The organism is Streptomyces sp. MGP-BFMKR1 (genome assembly GCF_057766585.1).
Genome location: NZ_CM173408.1, coordinates 8,037,315 through 8,061,496 on the forward strand (window position 1 = coordinate 8,037,315; position 24,182 = coordinate 8,061,496).

21 protein-coding genes are annotated in these 24,182 nt (G+C 75.7%); 4 read left to right on the top strand and 17 right to left on the bottom strand.

Annotated features, from left to right (window positions below; genetic code table 11):
• Nucleotides 1-42: 42 nt before the first annotated feature.
• Entirely contained in the window at nucleotides 43-714 is a 672-nt protein-coding gene (locus AC3CHW_RS32110; RefSeq protein ID WP_488468811.1) for a dienelactone hydrolase family protein, read from the bottom strand.
• Between the two features lie 681 nt (nucleotides 715-1,395).
• On the opposite strand from AC3CHW_RS32110, the gene AC3CHW_RS32115 reads away from it, so the two are divergent.
• Nucleotides 1,396-2,910 carry an FUSC family protein gene (locus tag AC3CHW_RS32115; RefSeq protein WP_488468812.1) on the top strand — a complete coding sequence of 505 codons (1,515 nt, stop codon included), beginning with the start codon at nucleotides 1,396-1,398 and terminating at the stop codon, nucleotides 2,908-2,910.
• A gap of 101 nt (nucleotides 2,911-3,011) precedes the next feature.
• Here AC3CHW_RS32115 and AC3CHW_RS32120 read toward each other — a convergent pair whose 3' ends face one another.
• Complete coding sequence (locus AC3CHW_RS32120) at nucleotides 3,012-3,401, bottom strand: YciI family protein (protein WP_488468813.1); 390 nt, start codon at nucleotides 3,399-3,401, stop codon at nucleotides 3,012-3,014.
• Nucleotides 3,402-3,588: 187 nt separating this feature from the next.
• Here AC3CHW_RS32120 and AC3CHW_RS32125 point away from each other — a divergent pair, with 187 nt between their 5' ends.
• A complete protein-coding gene (locus tag AC3CHW_RS32125) occupies nucleotides 3,589-4,704 on the top strand; it encodes a lactonase family protein (RefSeq protein WP_488468814.1) in 1,116 nt (371 codons plus the stop codon).
• Nucleotides 4,705-5,064: 360 nt separating this feature from the next.
• On the opposite strand, the gene AC3CHW_RS32130 is transcribed toward AC3CHW_RS32125, so the two are convergent.
• The 12 genes from AC3CHW_RS32130 to AC3CHW_RS32185 form a co-directional block, all read right to left on the bottom strand.
• The gene (locus AC3CHW_RS32130) at nucleotides 5,065-6,054 is read right to left on the bottom strand and encodes a sirohydrochlorin chelatase (RefSeq protein WP_488468815.1); all 990 of its coding nucleotides are present in this window, start codon (nucleotides 6,052-6,054) and stop codon (nucleotides 5,065-5,067) included.
• A gap of 180 nt (nucleotides 6,055-6,234) precedes the next feature.
• Complete coding sequence (locus AC3CHW_RS32135; protein ID WP_488468816.1) at nucleotides 6,235-7,353, bottom strand: N-acetylglucosamine kinase; 1,119 nt, start codon at nucleotides 7,351-7,353, stop codon at nucleotides 6,235-6,237.
• A 4-nt stretch (nucleotides 7,354-7,357) separates the two neighbouring features.
• Nucleotides 7,358-8,176, bottom strand: a complete 819-nt coding sequence (locus AC3CHW_RS32140) for an LURP-one-related family protein (protein ID WP_176160262.1) — start codon at nucleotides 8,174-8,176, stop codon at nucleotides 7,358-7,360.
• A gap of 79 nt (nucleotides 8,177-8,255) precedes the next feature.
• Nucleotides 8,256-8,933 carry a uracil-DNA glycosylase gene (locus tag AC3CHW_RS32145; RefSeq protein WP_176160261.1) on the bottom strand — a complete coding sequence of 226 codons (678 nt, stop codon included), beginning with the start codon at nucleotides 8,931-8,933 and terminating at the stop codon, nucleotides 8,256-8,258.
• A gap of 277 nt (nucleotides 8,934-9,210) precedes the next feature.
• The gene (locus AC3CHW_RS32150; protein WP_217189789.1) at nucleotides 9,211-10,329 is read right to left on the bottom strand and encodes an NADH:flavin oxidoreductase/NADH oxidase; all 1,119 of its coding nucleotides are present in this window, start codon (nucleotides 10,327-10,329) and stop codon (nucleotides 9,211-9,213) included.
• A 167-nt stretch (nucleotides 10,330-10,496) separates the two neighbouring features.
• A complete protein-coding gene (locus AC3CHW_RS32155) occupies nucleotides 10,497-11,600 on the bottom strand; it encodes a lysophospholipid acyltransferase family protein (protein ID WP_488468817.1) in 1,104 nt (367 codons plus the stop codon).
• Nucleotides 11,597-13,174 (bottom strand): NPN-dependent hydroxyacid isomerase, LarAH14/15/16 family, encoded by a 1,578-nt coding sequence (larAH, locus tag AC3CHW_RS32160; protein WP_488468818.1) that lies wholly within the window; start codon nucleotides 13,172-13,174, stop codon nucleotides 11,597-11,599. The genes AC3CHW_RS32155 and larAH overlap by 4 nt, the downstream gene beginning before the upstream one ends.
• A complete protein-coding gene (locus tag AC3CHW_RS32165) occupies nucleotides 13,171-15,486 on the bottom strand; it encodes an HAD-IB family hydrolase (protein WP_488468819.1) in 2,316 nt (771 codons plus the stop codon). The genes larAH and AC3CHW_RS32165 overlap by 4 nt, the downstream gene beginning before the upstream one ends.
• A 251-nt stretch (nucleotides 15,487-15,737) precedes the next feature.
• The gene (gene larC / locus AC3CHW_RS32170; protein WP_488468820.1) at nucleotides 15,738-17,369 is read right to left on the bottom strand and encodes a nickel pincer cofactor biosynthesis protein LarC; all 1,632 of its coding nucleotides are present in this window, start codon (nucleotides 17,367-17,369) and stop codon (nucleotides 15,738-15,740) included.
• Nucleotides 17,362-18,051 carry a nickel pincer cofactor biosynthesis protein LarB gene (larB, locus tag AC3CHW_RS32175; protein ID WP_488468821.1) on the bottom strand — a complete coding sequence of 230 codons (690 nt, stop codon included), beginning with the start codon at nucleotides 18,049-18,051 and terminating at the stop codon, nucleotides 17,362-17,364. Before larB ends, larC begins: the two co-directional genes overlap by 8 nt.
• Nucleotides 18,048-19,073, bottom strand: coding sequence for an ATP-dependent sacrificial sulfur transferase LarE (gene larE / locus AC3CHW_RS32180; RefSeq protein ID WP_488468822.1), 1,026 nt, complete (start codon nucleotides 19,071-19,073; stop codon nucleotides 18,048-18,050). Before larE ends, larB begins: the two co-directional genes overlap by 4 nt.
• A gap of 185 nt (nucleotides 19,074-19,258) precedes the next feature.
• Nucleotides 19,259-19,516, bottom strand: a complete 258-nt coding sequence (locus AC3CHW_RS32185) for an acyl carrier protein (protein ID WP_176160256.1) — start codon at nucleotides 19,514-19,516, stop codon at nucleotides 19,259-19,261.
• Between the two features lie 335 nt (nucleotides 19,517-19,851).
• Here AC3CHW_RS32185 and AC3CHW_RS32190 point away from each other — a divergent pair, with 335 nt between their 5' ends.
• A complete protein-coding gene (locus tag AC3CHW_RS32190) occupies nucleotides 19,852-20,214 on the top strand; it encodes an ArsR/SmtB family transcription factor (protein ID WP_232110181.1) in 363 nt (120 codons plus the stop codon).
• A 52-nt stretch (nucleotides 20,215-20,266) separates the two neighbouring features.
• On the opposite strand, the gene AC3CHW_RS32195 is transcribed toward AC3CHW_RS32190, so the two are convergent.
• Nucleotides 20,267-21,673, bottom strand: a complete 1,407-nt coding sequence (locus tag AC3CHW_RS32195; RefSeq protein ID WP_488468823.1) for an FAD-dependent oxidoreductase — start codon at nucleotides 21,671-21,673, stop codon at nucleotides 20,267-20,269.
• Nucleotides 21,674-21,867: 194 nt separating this feature from the next.
• Entirely contained in the window at nucleotides 21,868-22,626 is a 759-nt protein-coding gene (locus AC3CHW_RS32200; RefSeq protein ID WP_488468824.1) for a TetR/AcrR family transcriptional regulator, read from the bottom strand.
• Between the two features lie 449 nt (nucleotides 22,627-23,075).
• Here AC3CHW_RS32200 and AC3CHW_RS32205 point away from each other — a divergent pair, with 449 nt between their 5' ends.
• The gene (locus AC3CHW_RS32205; protein ID WP_315971640.1) at nucleotides 23,076-23,297 is read left to right on the top strand and encodes a hypothetical protein; all 222 of its coding nucleotides are present in this window, start codon (nucleotides 23,076-23,078) and stop codon (nucleotides 23,295-23,297) included.
• A 150-nt stretch (nucleotides 23,298-23,447) separates the two neighbouring features.
• Here AC3CHW_RS32205 and AC3CHW_RS32210 read toward each other — a convergent pair whose 3' ends face one another.
• Nucleotides 23,448-24,143 carry an HAD family hydrolase gene (locus tag AC3CHW_RS32210; RefSeq protein WP_398611569.1) on the bottom strand — a complete coding sequence of 232 codons (696 nt, stop codon included), beginning with the start codon at nucleotides 24,141-24,143 and terminating at the stop codon, nucleotides 23,448-23,450.
• Between the last annotated feature and the right edge of the window lie 39 nt (nucleotides 24,144-24,182).

The window sequence follows — 24,182 nt, forward strand, 5'->3', positions numbered from 1 at the left end:
CGCCCGCACGGCGCCCGGCTGTCCGGCGCCGCACGGGCACGGTCATCGGTCGTCCTGGCGGCGCATGCCGAGGAACCAGTCCCGTGCGGCGTGCGCGACGGCCTCCAGCGCCCCCGGTTCCGCGAAGAGGTGCCCGGCGCCCGGCACGACGCGCAGGCTCCACGGGGCGGTCAGACGCTCGGCCGCCTCCTCGTTCAGGCGCAGCACCCGCGGGTCCGCGCCGCCGACGACGAGCAGCACCGGCGCCCGCACGGCGGTCAACGCCGGGCCCGCCAGGTCCGGGCGCCCGCCACGGGAGACCACGGCGGCCACCCGGTCGGCCCGCTCGGCCGCCGCGACGAGCGCCGCCGCGGCCCCGGTGCTGGCGCCGAAGAGGCCCACCGGGACCTCGCGCGTCTCGGGCCGGCGGTCGAGCCAGTCCACGACCGCCGCGACGCGTCGGGCCAGCATCGGAATGTCGAACCGCGGCTCGGCCGTCACCTGGTCGACGCGCTCCTCCTCCGGGTCGAGCAGGTCGATGAGTACGGTGCCGAGCCCGGCCTCGTGCAGCGTCGCGGCCACCGCGCGGTTGCGCGGGCTGTGCCGCGAGCTGCCGCTGCCGTGGGCGAAGGCGACCACGCCGAGCGGTTCGGCGGGCAGCGTGAGGTCGCCCGGCAGCGTGACGTCATCGACGTTCACGCTGATGGCCTGTGTGCTGGTGGCTGTCGTCGCCATGCTGGGTGCCTCCCACCCCGCCCGCCCGCCGGGGGAGACCTCCGGACGGTCCGGCGTGTGCTGCTGTCGCGTCTGGCTCCGTGGCTACCGACCCCCGCCCGTGCCGGCTGGCCGGTGCGGTGTCGGATGCCTCATGCCTCATGTCGGTTCTTCGCTGTCGGATACGGAATGTCGCCGGCCGACCCGCGACGGGTCGGCGTCCGACGCCGGGGCCCGCGACCCGACCGGCCACGCCCCAGCCCGGTGCCCGGGCCGGCGTGCCCGTTGGCGCCGGGGCGTGCCCGCTGGCCGGGTACCCCCGCTCGCCGGGGGTGCACCACCCCTCGGCCCGGCCGAATCCGCCGGCTCGCGCGGGGAGCCCGCCCAGTGGTGGGGCGCGGGCGGCGCGGGCCGGTCGCGTGAGGGAGGGCCGGTGGTGCGCGCCGGGGCGCACCGGGTGCGAGCGTGGCCCGGTGGGGTGGTCCGTTGGCCCGCCCCTGGCCCGGTCGGAGCTGCCGTGGGTGGGCCAATGGTCCAGTCGTGGCGGGGTGTGTTGAGCCAACGGGGACGTCAATGCTGTGATGGTCCTGTCGATGGCGCTGCGGAACCCTCCGCGGCGTCATTTTTCGTGTGGACGCGCGCGGACCGTGGGGATACGCGCCGTCCGCCGTTCGTACCGGACGACAGAAGGGGTGGGAAACCGTGCTCAAGAGGATGTTCGTGGCTCCGGACCCGGGACGGCTGCGCCTACGCAGCGCGGCCCGGTCCGTCCTCGGCATCGGTTTGGCGGTCGCCGTGTGCGGCCTCGCCGGCCACTCGCTCGTGGCCGCCATCACCGGCGGGCTCGCCGCCCTGCTCGCACTCTTCACGGTCCTCGACACCACGGTGCGCGGGCAGGCCATCACCACCGCGCTGCTGCCCGCGGCCGGCTTTCCCGTCCTGGCCCTCGCCGCCGGGCTGCACGACCATCCGCTCGCCCGCGACGCCGCCTTCCTGGCCGTCGTCGGGGCGGGCGTGTACGCGCGCCGCTGGGGCCCGCGCGGCCACTCCCTCGGCGTGTTCGCGTTCATGACCTTCTTCGCGACGCAGTTCCTGCACACGGTGCCGGGACAACTGCCGGAGCTGTACGCGGCGGTCACGCTGTCCCTGCTCTCCGCCTCCCTCGTCCGCTTCGGCCTGTGGTGCTACGAGCGGCGCCTGCCACCCGCCGCTCCCGCCCCCGCGCCGCCCGAGGGCCGGGGCCTGGCCCGGGTCACCACCCGGCAGGCGATCCAGGCGACCGCCGGCGGGGCGTTCGCGCTCATCGTGGGCCAGGTGCTCTCGCACGAACGCTGGTACTGGGCCGTCGGCGCCACCTGGTGGGTGTTCGTGAACACCGCCTCGCGGGGCGAGACCCTGGTCCGCGGCTTCCGCCGGGCGCTCGGCACCGTCATCGGCGTCGCCCTCGGCCTGGTCGTCGCCGTCCCGCTGGACGGAGCCCCCGTCCCCACCGCGCTCCTGGTCGCCGTCTGCGTGTTCGGCATCTTCTACACGGCCGCCGTCTCCTACACCTGGATGATGCTCGCGGTGACGCTCATGGCGGGGCTCCTCTACGGGGCGCTGGGCGTGCTGGACCCGGGGCTGCTCGGGCTGCGGGTGACCGAGACCGCCGTGGGCGCGCTCGGCGCCGCGCTGGCCGTGCTGTTCGTGCTGCCCGTCACCACGCACGCCACCACCGACGCCTGGATCCAGCGGGCCCTGCGCTGCGTACACGCCTGCACCGCCGAGGCGGCGGCGCGGCTGGCCGGTTCCGCCACCGCCGACCCCGCGCCGCGCGTCGCCGAGCTGGAGGTGCTGCTCGGCAGGGTGCGGCTGTCGCTCGCCCCGCTGGTGCACCCGCTGAGCCCGCTGCGCGCCCGCAAGGCGCGCGCCCGACAGGTGCTCGCCCTGCTCGACGACTGCGCCCGCGAGGTGCGCGGGCTCGCCTCCATCGCCGCCGACCCGGAGGCGTCCCACGACGCCCGGCTCACCGCCGCCTGCCAGCGCGTCGAGGCCGCCGTCGAGTCGCTGACCACCCCGGACCGGGTCCGCGAGGTGGCGTCGCCGGCCCCGGCCACCGCGGCGCAACCGGCCGCGACGGAGCCCGCGCTGGCCCACCTGCACGGCCTGGAGCGGGCGCTGACCGAGCTGGCCGCCCCGTTGCGCAGCTCCCCGCGCGCGCCCCTGGCCGACGCCTGACCGGCCGCCCTGGCGCGCGCCGGCCACCCATCGCGAGCCGCGGGCCCGTACCCGGCAGGTACCGGGTACGGGCCCGTGCGCGTACGTGCCGCCGGGCGAGGTCAGCGCGGCAGGTCCGTGGGCAGTTCGTGCACCTCCACGGGGAAGTTGTGCGAGTCGCCGGGGCCGGGCGCGGCGGACGCCTGGGCGGCGATCTCGATCGCCCGGTCGAGGCCGGTCACGTCCACCACCCAGTAGCCGGCCAGCAGCTTCTCCCGCCCGTCGTGCGTGCCGTCGCTCACCCGTGGCGGCCCGTCGTCCCTGGCCCACACGCTGGTCACCAGCGCCGGACCGCCGAGGCCGCGCGCCTCCACCAACTCGCCGGAGGCGGCCAGCTCCTCGTTGAGCCGCCCCATGTGCTCGACCATCGCCTGGAACTCCTCGGGCGAGTACGCGGCGATCTCCTCGTCCCACCGCGTGGCACTGCCGAACAACTGCACCATGTACAGCATCGTTGACGCCTCCTCGGGTCTCAGCAGACCTCCCCCCGAGGCTTTTCCGCCCATCCGCCGTTCCCCCCGTGCTACCCGATGTCCGTCGTGGTCGCATGCATCTAGAGCCGTGCGGGTGAACCGGGCATCCTGGTCCGGACCTACGGCTACGGCCCGCCCTCACCCGGCGGATCGAGAAAGGTGCGACATGGCGAGCGCCACGAGCGATGAGAGCAAGACCGGCGACGGGGCGACCCGTGGTAACCAGCGGGCGTACATCGGCTCGTTCACCTCGGCGGGAGGCTGGGGCGTCAGCGTCGCCACGGTCGAACCGGACAGCGGGGCCCTGACCGTCAAGTACTCGACCGACATCGTGGAGAACCCCTCCTACCTGGCCCTCTCACGAGAGCAGGGGGTGCTGTACGCGGTGAGCGAGACGCCCGACGGCTATGGCGCGGCCTTCTCCCTGGGCGACCCCGACCGGCCGGCCCCCCTCGGCCTGCCGGCGGCCGTCGGCGGCGACGATCCCACGCACCTGTCGCTCACCGAGGGCCACGTGCTGACCGCCCACTACTCGTCGGGCACCATCAGCGTCCTGCCCTACCTCCTGGACCCGGAGGGGCACGGCACCTGGTGCGGCCTGGCCCGGCCCACCGACGTACGACAGCACGAGGGGTCGGGTCCCGACCCGGAGCGGCAGCGCGGACCGCACGCGCACGCCGTGCTGCCCGACCCGTCCGGGCGCTGGGTGCTCGCCGTGGACCTGGGCACGGACACGGTCCACAGCTACGAGCTGGACGCCGAGCGGGGCACCCTGCGCCCGCACCACGCCGCCCACCTCACCCCGGGCGCCGGTCCGCGCAGCCTGGCCTTCCACCCGGGCGGGGAGTGGGCCTACGTCACCAACGAACTGGACTCCACGGTCACCGTCTGCCGCTGGGATGCCGCCACGGGCGAGCTGACCCCCGGCGCGACGGTCAGCGTGCTGCCCCCGCGCGAGGGTGACGACCTGCCGCGCAACTACCCGTCCGAGCTGGTCGTCGCGCCCGACGGACGGTTCGTGTGGGTCGCCAACCGTGGCCACGACAGCATCGCCGTCCTCGCGCTCAACACCACGGGCGACCAGCTTGAGCTGCGGACCACGGTGGACTGCGGCGGCCACTGGCCCCGGCACCTCGCGCTGTCCGCGACGGGGGAGCGGCTGTACGTGGCCAACGAACGCTCCGGCGGCGTCGCCTGGTTCACCCTCGACGCCGAGACGGGAGTCCCGACCTGGTCGGGCTCGGTCGACGCCCCCGCGGCGTCCTGCGTGGTCCTCGCCTGACACCGACCGCGCGCCAACCGGCGACGGCCACCACGCCCCCGACGTGGGGTGTGGTGCCCGTCCGCCGGCCTGCACGCGTCCGGCGGGAGGACAGCGAAGGACCCGGCTCGTCCCGCCCCCACCGGGGCATCGAGCCGGGTCCTTCCACGTGTCCTGAGGCCCGGGCCCTGTTCGGGCGCGCCACGCGCGGCCGGGCGTACGAACGGCGCCCGGTGAGGCGCCGTCATCCGTGCTGCCACGCCCGCTCGGGCACGCCCGCTGCCGCTGGCGGCAGGCGCCGTGGGGCCGTCCGCGTCGGCCCGTTCGGGCCCGGGTGCCGCCCGGGGGCGGCCGGCGGTCACGGCCTGGGCGGCCGGCGGGCTAGCGGTTGGGCGCGCCGGGGAGCGTGAGGCCCAGCGCCGCGGCGTACGCGGACAGCACCAGGCGGCCCACGGCCGGGTAGGCGCCCAGCGGCTCGGCCGCCGCGCACCCCGCCTCGTTGGCCGCCGTCTCGATCAGCTCGGCGGACACCTCGGGGCCGATCAGGTACGGGGCCAGCGCGAGGCGCTGCGACCCGGCGCCGAGCAACTGCTCGGCGGTGCGGGCCACGGCGCCCTTCTCGTCGAGCGGCGCGGCCAGCACCGGCACGGCGAGGCGCGCCGAGAGCAGCATGCCGGTGATGCCCGCCGCCTGCACGGCCTCCGGCCCGCCGACGGTGGCCAGGATGATGCCGTCGGCCGCGGTGGCCACCGTGAACAGGCGGGCGCGGTCGGCGCGGGCCAGCCCGGCCTCCGAGAGCCGCACGTGCAACGCCTCGGCGAGCAGCGGGTGCGGGCCGAGCGGGTCGGTGAACAGGGCGGCGCAGCCGCTGCCCTCGACGGCCTGCCGCGCGCGGGCCAGCAACTCGCTGTCGGGGCCGGCGAGGAGCGGCACCACCACGGCCGCCGGTCCGTCCGCGTCGATCACGGCCTGCTGCCGCGCGGCGTACGCGGCCTCCTGGGCCGCGGCGTCGGGCGCGTCCCCCGCCGCGTTGCCCGGCTGACCGGCGGCGTCGGCCCGCGCGGCGGCGAGCAGGGCCGCGCGGTCGCGCGCGGCCTGAGCCAGCGTGACCTCCAGGGCCGGGGCCTGCTCGTCGGCGCCGCCGACGTAACCGACCCGGGCGTCGAGGCCGGGCAGCTCGGAGCGCGCGATGCTCAGCACCTCGTCGACCACCGCGCGCGTCACGGGATCGGGAGCCCCGGGCACGGCGAGCACCAGCGGCGGCGCGCCGACGGGGGCCGCGGCGGGCTCGGGCCGCCGGTGCCGTCCGGACTGGCGAGGTCGTGGCATTCGTACAGGCAGGCCGGACGCGGGCCCGGTGGGGGAACTCATGGCGCCGCATGTTAGCCGTTTGACGAGCAGCGCTGTTCAGGTGGGTATAACTAGGCCGAATCCGTCCCGTTTTATCCGGCGTTTTGGGTCGTGTGTGACGCGCTACCCGATATGCAGTGGTGACTACGGGCCGACCCTCGGTGGTCAGGGCCCTCGCGCGCCGGCCACCGCGCGGAGCGCCTAGAACACCTGGAGCAGTTCCCCGTCCACCGGTAGCCGCAGCGTGACCGCCGCGAGCGCCGATGCCACGCGCAGCGCCCCCGCCAGCGGATCGCCGGCCGCCTCGGTGACCGGCACCCCGGGCAGCCGGCGAGCCAGCTCCCGCCGTACCGGATCGACCAGCGGCGCCCCCATCCGGAAGAGCCCGCCGGTGAGCGCCAGCGCCCCGGCGTCGTCGCCGTGCGTCGCCTGGGCCGTGGTGGGCGGGTGGGGGAAGGCCGCCTGCGCGGCGCGTGCGATGTGGTCCGCCGCCTCGTGGAGGATGGCGGCGGCCACCGGGTCGGTGGCCGCGCACCGGCCGACCTCGGGGGCGAAGGAGGCCAGCACGGCCGGCCGGTCGGAGCGCGGGTAGAGCAGCCCCGGCAGGTGTTCCGGCGGCCCGAACGTCGCCTCAAGTCGGGACAGCAGCGGCTGCGAGCCGCCCGCCCGCCCGTCGTGGGCGCGCATGGCCGCCTCGAGCCCGGCCCGGCCGATCCACGCGCCGCCGCCGCAGTCGCCCAGCAGGTGGCCCCAGCCGTCCACGCGTCGCCAGCCACCGTGCGGATCGTCGCCAGGGCCGGTGCCAGGGCTGGTGCCAAGGCCGGTGCCGAGGGCGATCATGCCGGTGCCCGCCGCCACGACGGCGCCCGGGCGCTGGCCGAGCGCCCCCACGTACGCCGTGACGCCGTCGGCCGCCAGGGCCAGCCGTCGCGGGCCGAGGGCTTCGGCGAGCGCGGCGGGCAGGTGGGCCCGCAAGTCGTCGCCGAGGCTGGCCATGCCGGCCGCGCCCACGCAGACGGCGGCCACCCGCTCGGTGCCCGCCTGGCGCAGCAGTCGCTGGGCCGCCGGCAGCACCTGGCCGAGCAGCCCGGCCGCGTCGATACCGCGCTCCCCGACGAGGGCGGGGGTGGGGGAGTGCCAGGTCAGCGGCTGGGCGGCGGGGGCGCCCCGCGGTCCGACGGGGCCGAGGGCGATGCGTACGCCCGAGCCGCCGGAGTCGATGCCCAGCGCGTAGTGGACGTCGGGGGCGCGCGGGTCGGGCTCGGGGGCGCGGCTGGCGGCGGCCGGGGCCGGGGCCGGCTGGGGGTCGGGGGCGCTCATCGGCTCATCCGAACCCGCGGGCGTCCTGCTTCAGCGCCGTGTCCACGGTCAGCGCCGTCGCCACCACGAGGCTGAGCAGCGGCTCGGGGAGCTGCTGGTGGATCTGCAGCACGTAGTTGTCCGCGGTGGTGAACATGGTCTTGGCGAGGCCCTCCCAGGTCTTGGTGATACGGGCGATCTCGCGGTCGGTGTGGTCGACGATGGCGAAGTTCCAGGCGCGCCAGTTCTCCGCCTTGATGGCGCCGACCTGCTGCCCCTGCGCCATGATCGCGAAGTTGATCTTCCCGATGACGTTCTGCTGGTGGATCTCGCCGACCGGCTGGCCGTCCGGGCGGGTGACCAGGACCTTGGACTTCATGAACTTCGCCGGCCTGGTCATCACCAGGTGCGGCTGCCCGTGGGCGTCCCGGATCTCCAGCCGGTGGGTCATGAACTGGTCGAAGCTGGCGACGAAGCGCGCCACCTTCTTCAGCGCGCTCTGGCCCACCTGGACCACCGAGCCGATGGTCCGACCGTGCTGGTCGAAGACGCTGTACTCGTTGGTCAGCTCGATGAGCTTGGCCTTCTGGTTCACCACCAGCACCGGCTCGGTGAACAGCGTCCCGCCGCCCTGCGGGGTCGAGGTGCCGAGCCCGGCCTGCTGCTGGACCTGGCGCTGGATCTTCTCCGGCGGCGGTCCGGCGGCCGGCTGCTGGGCGGCCTGGCCGGGCTGCCCCGGGTGCGTGTGCTGGGTCCACTGAGCGCCGTCCCACCAGCGCAGCAGGTGAGGGGTGCCCTGGGGGTCGGCGTACCAGCCAGCGGGCGTGGCGTTGTGCGTTGTCATGCCCCGACACTATCGCTCGTACTTCCGAACGCCGCCGGTCAGGCGGCAGGCGGTACGGCGGGCGGGCGGGCGGGCCGGGTCAGGGCAGGCGCCACTCCACCGGCTGTGACCCCTGCCGCACCAGCAGGTCGTTGGCCCGGCTGAACGGGCGCGAGCCGAAGAACCCGCGGTCGGCCGACATGGGCGAGGGGTGGGCGGACTCGACGGCGGGCAGGCTGCCGAGCAGCGGGCGCAGGTTGCGCGCGTCGCGCCCCCACAGGATCGACACCAGCGGCTTGCCGCGCTCGACCAGCGCCCGGATGGCCTGTTCGGTGACCTCTTCCCAGCCCTTGCCCCGGTGCGCCGCCGGCTTGCGCGGGGCGGTGGTGAGCGCCCTGTTGAGCAGCAGCACGCCCTGCTCGGTCCAGGGGGTCAAGTCCCCGTTGGAGGGCCGGGGATGGCCGAGGTCGGTGTGCAACTCCTGGAAGATGTTCTGCAGGCTGCCGGGCAGCGGACGCACCTCGGGGGCGACCGCGAAGCTGAGCCCCACGGCATGTCCCGGGGTGGGGTACGGGTCCTGTCCGACGATCAGCACCCGGACGTCGTCGAAGGGTTGTTGGAAGGCGCGTAGTACGTGCTGCCCCGCCGGGAGGTACGTACGTCCCGCCGCGATCTCGGCGCGCAGGAAGGTCCCCATCGCCGTGATGCGTTCGGCTACGGGCTCAAGTGCCTTGGCCCAGCCGGGTTCCACGATTTCGTTCAACGGTCGTCCAGCCACGGCCGTCACTCTACTGGCCCACGAGGGGCCCCCTCACCCGACCGTGGCCGCCCGTACGCACAGCACGTCCGGCAGGTGGCGGGCGAGCTGGCGCCAGGTGTCGCCGTCGAGGATCCCGCCCTGGCCGTCGGAGCGGAACGATCCCGTCCGGCTCGGCCCTCACCTCCGGGACGCCGTTGTCCCAGCCGTCGCCTACTGTCGCCAGTGTGCGCCCGGCCACTGACAACGGCGTCCCCGGAGCGTGTTCGCGCAGGTCAGCGCGGTCGCGGGGCGGAGGTCAGGCGGCCCAGGAGTACGGGTTGGGGTAGTCCGGGGTACGCCCGAGGGCGCGCGCCGCGCGGTGCGCCCAGTACGGGTCGCGCAGCAGCTCCCGACCGAGCAGCACCGCGTCCGCCTCGCCGGACTGAAGGATCTTCTCGGCCTGCTCCGGCTCGGTGATCTTGCCGACGGCCGCGACCGGAAGGTCGGTCTCCGCCTTCACCCGGGCCGCGAAGGGGACCTGGTAGCCGGGGCCGGTGGGGATGCGGACGCCGGTGGCGTTGCCGCCGGTGGAGACGTCGAGCAGGTCCACGCCGTGGGCGTGCAGGTCGCGCGCGAAGCGCACAGTGTCGTCGGCCGTCCAGCCGAGCGGGCCGTCGGCCGCCGAGCCGTCCGCCCGCGCGGTCTCCTGCAACCAGTCGGTCGCCGAGATCCGGAAGAAGACCGGCAACTCCCGTGGCCACACCGCGCGCACCGCGTCCACGACCCGGAGCGCGAAGCGGGTGCGGTTCTCGTACGAGCCGCCGTACGCGTCCGTGCGGTGGTTGCTGTGCGGGGAGAGGAACTCGCCGATCAGGTACCCGTGCGCGCCGTGCACCTCGATGACCTCGAAGCCGGCGGCGAGCGCGCGCCGGGCCGCGTCCGCGAACTGGCCGACGATCTCGTCTATCCGCTCCTCCGTCAGCTCGTCGGGGACCGGGTGGTCGGCGTCGAAGGCGATCGGGCTCGGCCCGACCGGCTGCCAGCCGTGCTGCGCGGGGTCGGTGATCGGGGCGCCGCCGCGCCAGGGGCGGTCGGTGCTCGCCTTGCGTCCGGCGTGGGCGATCTGGATTCCCGGAACGGTGCCGTGCTCCTTGAGCGACGCGGTGATCCGGCGCAGCGCCTCGACCTGGGTGTCGTTCCAGATGCCCAGGTCGGCGGGGCTGATCCGGCCCTCGGGGGAGACGGCGGTGGCCTCGACCAGGATGAGGCCGGCGCCGCCGACGGCCCGTGAGGTGTAGTGCGTGTGGTGCCAGTCGCCCGCCACACCGGCGTTCGGCCCGAAGACCTCGGCGGAGTACTGGCACATCGGGGCCATCCAGATGCGGTTCGGGATGGTCAGCGTCCGCAGGGTGTACGGCTCGAACAGGGCGCTCACGACTACTCCACTTCGCGGGGCGATGGGGTGCGGGTTTGTACGGTGCTGATCGTAGTACGTCGCTCATCAAATTACGAGACCCCTCGTACAAACGCCGCGCGGGGCGGGGTGGCGGCCCCACGCCTCCACCCCGCCCGTGCCCCATCCCGCCCGCCCCGGGCGCGCCGTTACGACCGGCGCGCTCCGCCCCGCGCCCCGTCGGCCGCGCCGCTGCCCGCACCCCGCTGCCGGGGCCAGGTCGGCGCCGGGCCGCCCCACACGCGGCGCCGCCCCGGCCGCTCCGTGGGGCGCGTGGACTCCCAGATGCGCCGCCACCGCGCCGCCCGCCGGACGCCGTCCGCCGGCGGCGCCGCTGCGGGGGTCGGCGGCGCGTCGGCGGCCTCCGCCGCGCCGCGCAGCGCCCCGTACCAGCCCACGTCCGACTCCGCCCACAACGCGTTGACCTCGCGCATCATGCGATCACGGAACGCCGGCGCCGTCTCGTCCGGGCGCGCCACGATCGGCCGGCCGAAGCGCACGCTGACCGGCGCGGCGTCGCGCCGGGGCAGCACGTCGCCCGGCGGCAGCGCCGCGAACGTGCCCCGCACCGCCACCGGCACGGCCGGCACCCCGGCGTCCAGGCACAGCCGCGCGGCGCCCAGCCGGAACCAGCCCATCCAGCCGTCACGGGAGCGCGACCCCTCGGGGAACAGCAACACGCTCCAACCGCTGCCGATCAACCGCGTCGCCAACCCGGCGCCGTGGCCACGCCGCCCGGTCTTGCGGTCGCCGCGCCGGTCCACCGGGAAGGCGTTGAACAGCAACGCCGTCGTCACCCCGGTCAGCCGCGAGGCGAAGAAGTGGTCGGCCGCCGCGCCCACCGTCGTCCGGGCCGCGACGGGCCCCGGCAGCGCCCCCAGGATCAACGGCGTGTCGAGGTGGCTGGCGTGGTTGGCCACGAACACCACCGGGCCCCGCAGCCCCGCCAGGTGCTCGCGCCCCGTCACCACGGGCCGGGCGTGCGCCCACAGCAGCGGCTTCAGCACGCCGGTGCGCAGCGCGTCGCGGGCCAGCGCGGCCGGTGCCGACCGGGCCCAGGCGGTACGGAACGGCGCCCGCGCCGCGTCCTGCTCGGCCGGCAGTCCGCGCGGCGGCCTGGCCCGCCCCCGCCAGTCGCGTCCCTGGCGCAACAGGGCCAGGTCACGACGGAGGCCCGCACCGCTCCCGCGCGCCGCGCCGCCGAGCCACCGGGCGGCCCGGTTGCCGGGTCCGCCCTCCCGGCCGCCCGTCACGAGACGTCCGCCAGGGTCAGCGGCGGGGCGTGCAGGTAGGTGATCTCCGGGCTGCCGCCCACCGTGTGCGAGGCCAACTGGAGGGCGTCGGCCAGCGTGCTGGCCGCGCGGAACCCGAGGCGGGAGGCGACCGCCGGATCGGCGCCGACGAAGATGACGTCGCCCAGGTGCTCCCTGGCGTGCGCGCACCAATACCACATGTAGAACGGGTGCACCCCGTGGTACGCGTAGCTCTTGCGGTACAGGTGGACGTACCACGGGTCGGTCGCGAACTGCTCCTCGAACTTGCTCTCCACCACGGCCGGGTCGGTCGACTGCGTCAACACGTCCTCGTAGAAGTCGAGGTAGCTCGGGTGGTGCACGGTGTGGAACTCGTTCGGCAGCGGGTGGTAGAAGATGCCCACACCGCCGCGCCGGACGATGGGCTTGTTCAGGTACATGTTGAACAGGTAGCCGAGCCCCATCGAGGCGACCAGGATCGGGTTCATCACCGAGTTGACGTTGTACGGGCACAGGTACGGCACCCCGAACACCCCCACGTCCGCCTGCCCCGACACCGGCGTGACCTGCTGCCGGTGCACGTGCCGCAGCGTGATGGGGTGCACCGCGCTCGGCGCGCCCGCGGCGACGCTGGTCACGCCCCAGGGCGCGGCCACCCGGTGGAAGGCGCGCCGGCGCAGCGCGGGCGACAACAGCCGGGAGCCGCGCCGCGCCCCGATGAACGCCGCCTGGTCCGCCGCGTTCCACTCCCACTCGCGCTTGCTGAGGAAGCCCAGCGACTGCGGGAAGGCGTCGTTGTTCAGCGCGGTCTCGATCGTGAACACCCTGACCTGACCGCCGATCAGGTCCTGCATGCGGTCGTAGGAGTGGTGCATGGCCGAGCGGGCCGGGTCGTTGAAGGAACGCGAGTCGCGCAGGGTGTCCACGTTGTGGTGGTGGCGCAGGCTGCGGTAGCTGGCCAGGCCCACCGACACCGACTTCGACCCGCCGTTCATCGCCACCAGCGTGATGTTCACGTACACGATCAGGTCGCTCTCCGCCGCCCGGCGGTTGATCTCCACGTCCTCGCCGTGCCCGGTCTGGCCGAGGTGGAGCAGGTTCTCCTGGTCCTCCGCGTCATGGTTGCGCAGGTGCTGGGGGAAGAAGGAGCGGAAGACCCGGTCGCCCACCACGTGCCGCAGTTCGGCCGGTGTCATGCGGCGGTGCAGCGCGTTGGCCGCGATCAGCTCCACGTCGTCCACCCGGTGCGCGGCGGCCAGCTCCAGCACGTGCTCGATGATCCGCTGCCGGATGTCCGGGCTGCGCATGGGCGGCAGCGGCAGCGACAGGTCGTCGAAGACGATGGTCAGCCGCATGCCGGGGCGCAGCAGCGCGGGCAGCGGATCGCTGCCGTGCGGCTGGTGCAGCGCCCGGGTGATCGCCGCGTCCAGGTCCCGGATGCCGGGCAGGCACGCGGGCGGATAGACGACCCGGGTGCCGTACGGCAACTGCTCGAGTCGGAAGCCCTCCCCCTCACACACCAGCAACGGCGGTGTGCGCTCGTCGACTTCGAGGACCAGTCCGGGTCTGCTCACGCGTAGCTCCTTGTCGCTGTGCTGGCATCGCCGGCCCGCACCGTCTCGGTCAGCGCCTCCCACCGGGTGCCCGCGTGCGCGCCCCAGCGCACGACGGGCCAGTGCCGGCGCGCGGCGTACCGGTAGAGCCGCAGGTCGGGGTTGACCGCGCAGGGCCGGCCGACCGAGGCCAGGAAGGGCCGGTCGGAGTAGCTGTCGGCGTACGCGTACGAACGCCGCAGGGACAGCCCGTGCTCGCGCGCGTACTCGCGCAGCCACGCGGCGCGCGCCTCGCCGACCACCGGCGGGGCGACCAGCCGGCCGGAGAGCACGCCGCCCCGGCTCTCCATCCGGCAGGCCACGATGTCGTCGAAGAGCGGGCGCAGCGGCTCGACCAGCAGGTCGAGGCTGCCGGTGACCAGGACGGTGCGGTGCCCGGCGGCGCGGTGCTCGCGCGCCCGGCGCACCGCCTCCGGCAGCACCCGCCGCAGCAGCGCGTCAGCCAACGCGTCCTGCACCAGGTTCCGCAGCGCGGCGGCGTCGGCGCCCTGGTAGCGGCGCAGGAAGGCGCGGACGAACGCCGCCCGGTCGGTGCGCTCCGCGCGCAGGTAGCGGGGCACCGCGCGGGCCAGGTCGAGCAGCTCGGCCGCGTGGCCGGGCAGCGAGCCGGAGCCGAGGCGGGCCCACAGGTAGGACTCGACCATGTCGGCGGCCACGACGGTGCCGTCGAGGTCGAACACGGCGGCGACGTCGTCCGCCGGCGGCAGCGCGCGGGGTGCCGCGCGCCCCCGCCCGGCCGCCGCCCCGCGCAACCCCATGGCGTCGCGCAGCCGCCGGGTGACCGCCGGGCAGTGCACCTCCTCCAGGTAGCCGCGCCAGTCAAGGCCGCGCGCGTCGAAGCCGCGCTCGGCCGCCAGCTCCGGCGGCAGCGAGCGGTGCAGGGCCATCAACTCCCGGTCGTCGTAGCGGCCCTGCGCGCCGGTGTACGGCTGGTACACCTCGAAGTAGTGCCGCTGGCGCGCGAGTTCGCCGCGCCGGTGGCGCAGCGCGCGATTCCGCTCCTGGACCCGCTCGCCGCCGGGCAGCCACTCCAGCGCGCTCCCGGCCGCCGCGACGGCCCGGTCGGCGAGGTCGAGCGCCGTCCGCACCCGCGCCGGGCTCTGGAACCGCCACCGGGCGTGCCGCAGGTGGCCGCGCCCGGACGGATCGGGCAGCGGATGCCGGGTGAAGTACGCGTCCAGGTGGTCGTGGAGCGCCCCGTAGGTCAGCGGGTTGCCGGCGCCGGAGGCGACGTGGAAGTAGTGCGGGGCGTCCGCCGGCGGTGTCGCCGCGGCGGCGGCCAGGATCGCGTTGACCACCAGGTCCGCCGGGATGACGTCCAGGACGGCGTCCGGATCGCCCGGCAGGTCCCACATGGCCCCCGTCCCGTAGTCGATGATCAGCGGGTCGAGCATCTTGTGCCCGTCGATCCAGCCCGGGTACGGGTGGTGCAGCGCGCTCTCGACGATGGCCGGCCGCAGCACGGTCAGGGGCCGCCCGGCCCAGCTCTCCTCGGTGGCGCGTTCGGCCAGCGCCTTGGTGAAGGTGTACACGTCCGTCCACCCCAGCGCGTTGGCCCGGGCCCGCCCGTAGGCGACCAGCCGCCGCGCCACCCACGCCCGCCTGGCCTCCTCGGCGTGCCCGGCCACCACCTGGTTGCCGCACGGCGCGTGCGCCCGGTCCGCCTCCCGCAGCAGCCGGCGCAGCACCTCCGGGCGCCGCGAGTCCCGCTCGACCTCCGCGCGTACGGTCTCGCTGGCGGCCAACTCCTCCCGCCAGTCCACCGTGTGCCGCAGCGGCTCCTCGCGCACCGTGCCGTGGCCGGGTGCCGACACGTAGGCGGTGGAGACGTAGACCAGGTGCGGCGGGACGGGCTGGCGGGCCAACTGCTCGCACAACCGGACGGCCCCGGCGACGTTGGAGCCGAACGCCTCGTCGATGGGCGGGTCGAAGGTGACCGCCGACGCGCAGTGGATGACCGTGTCCAGGTCGCCCGGCAGCCCCGTCACACTCTCCAGATCACCCTCGACGACCTGGACCCGGCGCGCCGCGTCGGCCAACTCGTCGTCTCCGCCCGGCCGTTCGTGCCACCGCCGGAACACGTCCTTGCGCAGCAGCCGCACCAGACGGTCGCGGCCACCACACCCGCCCCGGCCCCGCAACAGGAGGCTGACGCGGGTGTCGGGGTGATCGGCGAGCAGCCGCTCCAGCACGGCCTGCCCGATGAATCCGGTGGCCCCGGTGAGGAGGACGTGCACCCCCTTCAGGCTGGTGACGGCGTAGGTGCGCGGCATGGCTTCCTCTGGGTCGGCGACGACGAGGGACGGGGGAGGGGGTTGGGGGATGGGGGATGGGGAGGCTCGGCACGGTGAACGGGCGGACGGACGGGTGGCACGGCGGCGGCGTGAGCGCCGGCCGCCGGGCCGCCGACGGGAGGCGGTCGCGGGGGAGCGGCCCGACGGTGGTGGTCGCGTGCCGCGGTCGGGCCGAAGAGCGGCCCGGCGGCGTACGCCCGGCGCGCGGGGGACGAGGCGGCGAGGGGCGATCAGGTGTGGCCCGGGGGCTGGCGCGGGACCGCGCGGGCGGGGGGCTCGCGCAGGTAGTTGCTGATGGCCGCCGCGCAGACCTGCCGGACCGGCCACCCCAGGGCCCGCGCGGCGCGCTCCGCGTCAGCCAGCTCCGGCTGCACCGTGACCTCACCGCCCGGCACGTCGGCGATCTTGACCGGCACGTACTGCTCCCGCCCGGGCGGGCCGACGGCCACCGTCACCACCCGGCGCGGCAGCGTCGTGCGCCGCTGTACGGACCAGCGCACGCCCAACGTCGTGGTGTGCCGCAGCAGTACGTCGGCGACGGCGGGCCGCACCTCGGCCGCGCACAGCGCCGTGACCAGCCGACCCGGCCGACCACGGCGGCCGACGGTGCCGATCGTCCAGCAGTCCCACGCCCCGGCCGCGCGCAGCGCGTCCAGCACCGACGGCCACAACCGGGGGTCCAGGTCGTCCACGGTGCTCTCGACCACCACGACCTCGCCCGAGACCGCGGCCGACGGCACGTCGAGGGCCTCGCCCAGCACGACGCGGGTGATGTTGGGCCCCTCGGCGGTGTCCCGGCTGCCCCCGCCGACACCGACCGCGCGTACCGTCATCGCGGCCATGGGCCCCGGCGTGGCCACCGCCGCCACCAGCGCGGCCCCGGTCGGCGTCGTACGCTCCCCGGTCAGCTCGCCCGCGACCAGCGCGAGCCCGTGCCGCGCGGCGATGCGGAGCACGGCGGGCACCGGCACCGGCAGTCGGCCGTGGGCGCTGTCGACGCGCCCGCTGCCCGCGGCCAGCGCGGAACAGGTGACCTGAGCGCCCTCTGCCAGCAACCCCAGGTCGGCCAGGGCCGCCGCGCAGCCCACCACGTCCGCCAGCGCGTCGTGCGCGCCGACCTCGTGGAAGTGCACCTGCTCCGGCGCCGTGCCGTGCACCTGCGCCTCGGCCTCGGCGAGCAGCTCGAAGACCCGGCGCGCGAAGCGGGCGACGTCGGGCGCCAGGCGCGCGGCGGCGAGCAGCGCGAGCACCTGCGGCAGGCGCCGGGCGTGGTCGGGAACGGGCGGCTGCTCCACGTGGGCCCGCAGGCAGGCGAACCCACCGCGCCGCGCGGGCCGGGTGCGCACCGCGAGGCCGGGTACGTCGAGGGCGGCCACCGCGTCGGCCACCACGCGCGGGTCGGCCCCCGCGTCCACCAGCGCGGCCAGCAGCATGTCGCCCGCGACGCCGGCGGTGCAGTCCAGGTGCGCCGCCCGCACCGGCGCGCCGCCCACGCCCGCCGGCGCCGGCGCGCCCGGGGCCGTCTGGGTGCCCGACGGTCCCTGCGGCTCGGCCGTGTCACAGGGCTCCGGGGCGACGGGCACGGCCGGCGGCGCGGCGCCCTGCCGGGGCTCGGCCACCGGGCGGGACCCGGCGTGCGGGGGAGGCTGCGGCGGCTGCGGCGCGGCGGGGGCCGGTCGCTCCGTGGGCGTGGTCGAGGCCGGCCCCGCCTCGGGGGGTTCGCTCATCGCGTGCGTCTCCATGTCGTGTCGCGGCCCGCTGTCCACGCGGGCCAGTGGCGCCTGGTACGCCTCGTCCGTCCCGGGCCGAGCGGGCGCCGCGCCGGGCGGCTGCGCGCCGCCGGCCGGCTCCGGCTCAGTCACCGTGCACCGCGTTGATCACCTTCGCCGCGTGGACCGCGGCCCCGAAGCCGTTGTCGATGTTGACGACCGTCAGGCCCGGCGCGCAGGCGGAGAGCATCGAGCCCAGGGCGGTGACGCCACCCGACGCCACGCCGTACCCCACGCTCGTGGGCACCCCGACCACCGGCGCGCGCAACAGGCCGGCCACCACGCTGGGCAGGGCGCCGTCCATGCCGGCCACGACGAGCACGCAGTCGACGTCGTGCAACCGCGGCAACTGCGCGAACAGCCGGCCGATGCCCGCGACGCCCACGTCGTCCACGAGCGTCGCTCCCACTCCCAGCGCCGCCAGCGTGGCCAGGCACTCGCGTGCCACCGGCAGGTCGCAGGTCCCGGCCGTCAGCACGCCGACCCTCCCGCGCGGCGGTGGCAGCGGGCCCACCGTGACCGTCCGCGCCACCTCGTCGACGCGCACGGGGTCGGTGCCGAACGCGGTGGGCGCGGCGGCCAGCACCTCATCCGGGCACCGGGTCGCCAGGGCCGGCGCGTCCGGGTCGCCCGCGCGCAGCTCGGCCAGCAGCCGCAGCGTCTGGGCCGCCGTCTTGGCCTGCGCGAACACCACCTCCGGCACCCCGGTCCGGTCGCGTCGCGCGATGTCGAGCCGGGCGTAGTCGGCCACCCGCAGGGCCTCGGCCTCGCTCACGAGGCGCCCTCGACCACCGCGTGCGGGGCGCCGTCCCCTCGCGGGCCAGCGGGCCGCGGCACGAGGGGGCCAGCGCGCCCCGTACGACACTGACCAGGGCCAATCCCGGGCCCAGGACCAGAGGCCGGCCCGGGCCCCGTGCTCACGGCTCCGGAGCGGTAGCGGGCCACCGTCCCCGGGCCGAGCCGCGTCGCCGCCGCCACGCGGCGCAGCAACGCGCCGGCCCGCTCCGGCCGCCCGCCGAGCCAGTCGTACGCGGGCGGCCCCAGCTCGACACGGAAGTCGGCCGCCAGGAGCCGCACCCGTACGTCGGTGACCGGGACGCGGCCCGCCGCCAGCTCCGCGCGGACCAACTCCTCGGCCCGCTCCACCAGTCCGAGCCGCTCCCGCGTCACCGGCACCCCGACCGCCACCCGCGACGAGAGGCAGGGCGTGCCCGGCTTCTCCGCGACCGACAGCCCCCACGCGGCGGCCACGGCGCGCACCTCGCGCTTGCCCAGGCCGGCGTCGGCCAGCGGCTCGGCGACGCCGAGTTCCGCCGCCGCGCGCAGCCCCGGCCGGTGCGCGGCCCGCCGGTCGTCGCGGTGCGTGCCCGTCGCGACGCCGTGGAACCCGCGCTCGGCCGCCACCTCGGCCACCCGCGCCAGCACGGTGCGCTTGCAGAAGTAGCAGCGGTCCCCGGAATTCTCCCGGTAGCCGGGGACCGTCCATTCGTCGGTAGCCACCACGACCAGCTCGGCGCCGATCTCGGCCGCCGTGCGCCGTGCACCGTGCAGTTCGTCTCTGGCCAGCGCCGGGGAATCCGCGATGACCGCGAGTGTGCCGGTACGGCCCCACGTCCGTACCGCGGCGGCGAGGACCACGGCGGAATCGACACCGCCGGAGAACGCGACGGCCAGGGGCGCGTGTGCGGACAGGGTCGACAGCAGGGCGGACGCATCGGGAACGCGTCCGGTCCGCTGCTCGCTTTCGCTTTCGCTTTCGTTTTCTCTTTCGCCGAGTGTCGTGCTCTTGCGCGCCAAGAATCCGCGCCTTTCTCCTCAGGAGTGATCGGTGGCACGTGCGGCGGCGAATCGGGCCGCGTGGGCGCACCGTGCGGGACGGGTGTCGACGCGGCCCGCGCGCCCGCCGCCGGGCCCCCACGCGGCTCAGTCACGTGGCACGCTCGCCGTGCGCCGGCCGCCGACCGTCGATCGTGCGCGCCCCGTCAGGTCCGCAGCCCGGCCTCGGCGAGGTCGCGGCCGGTCTCGATCCATTCAGCGATCTGCCGCAGGGTGAGGTCGCGGGTGACGTCCTCGTCGCTGACCCGCAGACCGGTGCGTTCCGCGAGCACCAGGGAGAATTCCAGGAGGGCGAGCGAGTCCAGCTCCAACTCCTCGAGCGTGGTTTCCGGGCGCAGTACGGCCTGGTCGACCTCGAACTGTTCGGCCAGAATTTCCGTGATGACGCCAAGGGCATCGCTCATCGATGTGCACTCCTCGCCTGGTGGTGCCGCGCATTTTCAGGGCGCTGTGCGCGCGGCCTCAAGTGTCGCGACAGGCGCGGGACATGAACAAACCGGCCGGCGATGTTTCACTCATTTGCAGTCGCGGCCCGGGGCCGCGAAAAAGAAAAGCATATCGAGCGACTTTCCCGCGCGACCGTCGGTGACGGCGAGGGGCGCGGACGCCCGTATCGGACGCGGAAGGCCCTTCGCATTTCCCGGCCCGTGTTGTACGATTTCCGTCGTAGTACGGTGGATGGCAAAATTCGGCGCGCCCCTGCCGTGCCCCGCCGTTCGGAGCAGCGTGAGGAGCAGCCGTGGCAACTCAGCAGGCCCCCGCCCCGTCGGGCCGGGTACTCGACCATCCGGACACCGACGACATCCGCCTCGAACACGTGCTGCACGCGCTGTCCGACCCCATGCGACTGCGCATCGTGTGCCGGCTCGCCACCGACGGCGGCGAACTGGCCTGCTCCGTCTTCGACCTGCCGGTGAGCAAGTCCACCTGTACCCACCACTTCCGCGTGCTGCGCGAGAGCGGCGTCATCCAGCAGATCTACCGCGGCACCGCCAAGATGAGCCTGCTGCGCACGGAGGAGTTGGAGCGCCTGTTCCCCGGCCTGTTGGACAGCGTGCTGACCGCCGCCCACCACCAGGAACAACGCCTGGCCGGGCAGTGATCCGCCAGCCCCCGCCGCGGCCGGCCGAGCCGACGGCGGGGGCCCCGCGGCCTCAGGGCCGGGCGCGGGCCGCGTCCAACAGCCCCTCCCAGTCGGGGATCTTGACCTGCGTACGCCCCAACTCCCGACCCAGCGCGGCCTCCGCCTCCTCGATCCGCAACCAGCCGGGCCACTCCACCGGCTCCTGACCCAGCCCGCGCAGCGCCGCCAGCGGATCGGCGACCACCTCCCGCGAGGCGAGCCGCGGCGCGTCGGCGAGCAGCGAGTTGACGGTCTCCTTGGCGCAGGGCCGGTTGGTGCCGATCACCCCGGTGGGCCCGCGCTTGATCCAGCCCGCCACGTACTCGCCCGGTGCCGGCGTCCCCTCCCGCAGCACCCGGCCCGCCCGGTGGGGCACCGTGCCGCGCTCCGCGTCGAACGGCAGGCCCGGCAGCGGCACCCCGCGGTACCCGACCGAGCGCAGCACCAGGCGCGCGTCGATGTCCTCGTACCGACCGGTGCCCACCACCCCGCCGCGCCCGTCGGGCGCCGTGCGCTCGAAGCGCACTGCCCGCACCCCGACGCCGGCCGCCTCGGGCCAGGCGGCCGGACCCGCCGCGCCCGTGTCGGCGGGCGGCGCGCTCCCATGGCCGAGGAGTGCCACGGGGCGCAGGAAGAAGCGCAGGTGGATGCGGCGTGGCCGGTCGGCCGGCGGCTGTGTGGCCCACGTACGCAGCACGTCCACGTTGCGCCGGTTCACGGCGGGCAGGCCGGACGGGTCGAAGAACGCCGGGTCGAGCGCCAACTCCTCGGGGCGCACCCGCACGCTCGCCCCGGGCAGCGCGCCCAGCTCGCGCAACTCCTTGGTGGTGAACTTGGCCTGCGAGGGGCCGCGCCGGCCCACCATGTGGATGTCGCGCACCCGGCTGCGGCCGAGCGCGGTGAGCGCGCCCGCGGGCACGTCGGTGGTACGCAGCTCCGCCGCGTCCTTGGCGAGCACGCGGGCCACGTCCACCGCCACGTTGCCGACCCCGATCACCACGGCGGACGGGGTGGCGAGCGCGAACTCGTCCGCCTCGGCGTCCGGGTGCGCGCTGTACCAGGAGACGAAGTCGGTGGCCGAACGGCTCCCCGCAAGCTCCTCGCCCGGCACCCCGAGGTGGCGGTCGGCGGCGGCCCCCACGCAGTACACCACCGCGTGGTAGAGCTCGCGCAACCGCTGCGGCGAGAGGCCGGTAGCACCGACACGCACGTTGCCGAGAAAGGTGACCCGGGGGTCCTCGAGGACGGTGCGCAGGTTGCCCTGGAGGGACTTGATCTTCTCGTGGTCGGGAGCCACCCCGTATCGGACCAGGCCGAAGGGGCAGGGCAGTCGGTCGAGGACGTGCACGACGACATCGGGCACGAGGGACTGTTGGAGGAGGGCCTGCGCGGTGTACACACCGCTGGGACCCGAACCGACGACGGCGACGCGGAGCACGGCGGAACTCCTTCCCGCTGGGCCTCCAGCATGGCACCGGCGCGGGCCCGGCGGGAGGCGTGCGCCCACAGTCGCTGACAACCCCCGCCACCGGCCCGACCGTGGCCCGGCGGCGGTGACCGACCCCGCCGCCGGGCCCACCCGGGCCCACGGGGCGTCGCTCGGAGCGCGCGCCGGCGCGCGCTCCCCGGCGGTCAGGTGCGGGACACGGCGGGTCCGTCGGCATCGGCATCGGCGTCGTCATCGGGTACGGGCCCGGACCCGGCCTGACCGGCCGGCGGGGCCGACGTCGGCGGGTCGGGCGTCGGTCGCGGGGTGCCGGCGGTGGGCGGCTCCGGCGCGTCGTCCGAACGCGGCGGCGGATCGCCCAGCTCCCAGTCGAGGCCGTAGCGGTGGAAGAGTTCCGCGCGCAGCCGCGCCGTCGGCATCGGCGCACCGGGCAGCAGGACGGCCACGACGGCGCCCATCAGGAGGGCGCGCAGCAGCCGGTAGTCGGTGTCGGGGTCGTCGCTGCCGTACGCGACCACCGTCTCCCGGAGCAGCTCGGCCAGCCGTTGCTGCTCGGCGCACTGGATGAAGCCCTCCGCCTGCAGGATGCCCGCCATGTGCGTACGCATCAGCCGGGGCCGGTCCCGGGCGAGGCCGAGGATCGCGTCGATGGCCCGGGCCAGCAGCTCGCGCCCGGCGTCGTCGCAGGTCGGCACGGGTTCGCGGGCCAGCGCCGCCGCCAGTTCGGTGTGCATCAGCCGGTGCACGGCGGACTGGAGGAGCTGGCGCTTCCCAGGGAAGTAGTACGACACCAGGCCGCGCGCGGCGCCCGCGCGATCGGCGATGCTCGCGAGCGTCGTGGCCTCGTAGCCGTACTCATCGACAAGATCGACGGTCGCCTGGAGCAGACGCTGTTGGGAGCGTCGGCGCAACTCCTCATTGACCGATGCGCTGCGCGGGGACATGCTGTAACTCCTGCGTTGACTGGCTCGAAGCCAATATACTCAGTGGGTCTCCGGTTGTCCGCCCCTTCTGAACAGGGCGAACACCGGTTTGGCCGCCGATTTCGGGCGACGCGGGGGATCGTCCGAAATCGGTGGTCGCAACGGGGGTGAGACGGCCAGCGACCGCGGTCGCCGGCGTGCGCGGCAGCGGACTCGCGGTCGGCCCGGAGTTCTCGGCCGGGCCACGGCGGCGGAGCCCGCCGGCCGGTGACCGGGTCGGCGGGACCGCGCCGTCGCACCGGCCCCGGTGGCCCCACTCCCGCACGCGCGCGTCCATCACGCACCTCCGCCACACGGCACCCTCCCGCCCCGGGGAGCCCGGTTTACCCGCGGGTAGGCGTTCTTGCCCCGTGGGCCGCGGGAAGGCTGACCGCGTGAACGCATACGAGTGGGATCGCACGACGATGGCCATGATCGCTTGCGCACTCGCCAACGACAGCGACGGCGCGGGCGCCCTACTGGAGCCCCTGGACGAGCGTGACCTGCGCCACGTCGTCGTCCGGCTGGCCGCGATGGCCGCCGAGGCGCTCGTCACCGAGGCCGACCACGCGGGCTCCGACCGCGAGGAGGTCATCGCGCGCTGGCGGGCCAGCATCCTCGCCCACGAGGCCCGCCACGACGCCGCCGGCTGACCGCCCGTCGCCTCGGCTCCGTCGCGGCCGGCCCGGGTGCCGCCCCGGCCCGGCCGCCGCCCCGGGCCCGTACCCCCGGCGCGCGCCCGCGCGCCCCCGTCGGCGGCCACCCGGCTCGGGCCCGGGCGCCCGCCGTGACCGGCTCGGGCCTCAACCGGCGAGGTCGAGCACGGGCCGCAGGCCGTCGGGGCGCTGGTCCACCGGCAGGTGGTCCACGAAGTGCACCCGACAGCCGATCGCCGCCGCGCCGCCGTCCGCCCGCCGGTCGTCGCCGACCATGACCGTCTCGGGCGCGCTCGTCCCGAGGGTGGCGCAGGCCAGTTGGAACAGGGCGGGGTTCGGCTTCGTGATGCCGTGCTCGAAGGAGAGCAGGTAGGCGTCCACGAACCGGTCGAGCCCGTGCCGGTGGAAGACCGGGCGCGGGTCCCACCCGATGTTGCTCACCACGGCTATCCGCACCCCGCGCTCCCGCAGCCCGGCCAGCACCTCGGCGGCGTCCGGGTACGGCTCCCAGGCCACCGGGTCCTTGTGCCGCTCGTACAGCGCCTCGTGGAGCCCCGCGTACGGCAGGCTGACCTGGCGGGCCTGTGCGAGGTACGCGGCGCGGTGCTGGCTGCCGCTCAGGTCGCGCACGCGCCAGCCGGCGGCCAGGTGGGCGGGCACCTCGCGCGGCGCGGTGCCCCCGGGTTGGGCGCCCACGGCCTGCAACTCCCCCAGCGCGCGGGCGAACTCCGGTGGCGCCAGGTCGAGCCCCACCGCGTCCAGTCCGGCGCGCAGCCAGCGCTCGGCCGGCTCGGCGCGGAAGAGGGTTCCGGAGAAGTCGAAGAGTGTGCCCTTGGCCGTCATGGCGGCATGATGCCCGCCCGCGACGCTCCCGTGTTCCGT

Bases quoted from the DNA above. Each gene is read 5' to 3' on its own strand.
- AC3CHW_RS32210 (WP_398611569.1), bottom strand. From the start codon at position 24,143: ATGACGGCCAAGGGCACACTCTTCGACTTCTCCGGAACCCTCTTCCGC.
- AC3CHW_RS32125 (WP_488468814.1), top strand. From the start codon at position 3,589: ATGGCGAGCGCCACGAGCGATGAGAGCAAGACCGGCGACGGGGCGACC.
- AC3CHW_RS32185 (WP_176160256.1), bottom strand. From the start codon at position 19,516: ATGAGCGATGCCCTTGGCGTCATCACGGAAATTCTGGCCGAACAGTTC.
- AC3CHW_RS32140 (WP_176160262.1), bottom strand. From the start codon at position 8,176: ATGACAACGCACAACGCCACGCCCGCTGGCTGGTACGCCGACCCCCAG.
- AC3CHW_RS32130 (WP_488468815.1), bottom strand. From the start codon at position 6,054: ATGAGTTCCCCCACCGGGCCCGCGTCCGGCCTGCCTGTACGAATGCCA.
- AC3CHW_RS32205 (WP_315971640.1), top strand. From the start codon at position 23,076: ATGATCGCTTGCGCACTCGCCAACGACAGCGACGGCGCGGGCGCCCTA.
- AC3CHW_RS32120 (WP_488468813.1), bottom strand. From the start codon at position 3,401: ATGCTGTACATGGTGCAGTTGTTCGGCAGTGCCACGCGGTGGGACGAG.
- AC3CHW_RS32135 (WP_488468816.1), bottom strand. From the start codon at position 7,353: ATGAGCGCCCCCGACCCCCAGCCGGCCCCGGCCCCGGCCGCCGCCAGC.
- AC3CHW_RS32165 (WP_488468819.1), bottom strand. From the start codon at position 15,486: ATGCCGCGCACCTACGCCGTCACCAGCCTGAAGGGGGTGCACGTCCTC.
- AC3CHW_RS32110 (WP_488468811.1), bottom strand. From the start codon at position 714: ATGGCGACGACAGCCACCAGCACACAGGCCATCAGCGTGAACGTCGAT.
- AC3CHW_RS32200 (WP_488468824.1), bottom strand. From the start codon at position 22,626: ATGTCCCCGCGCAGCGCATCGGTCAATGAGGAGTTGCGCCGACGCTCC.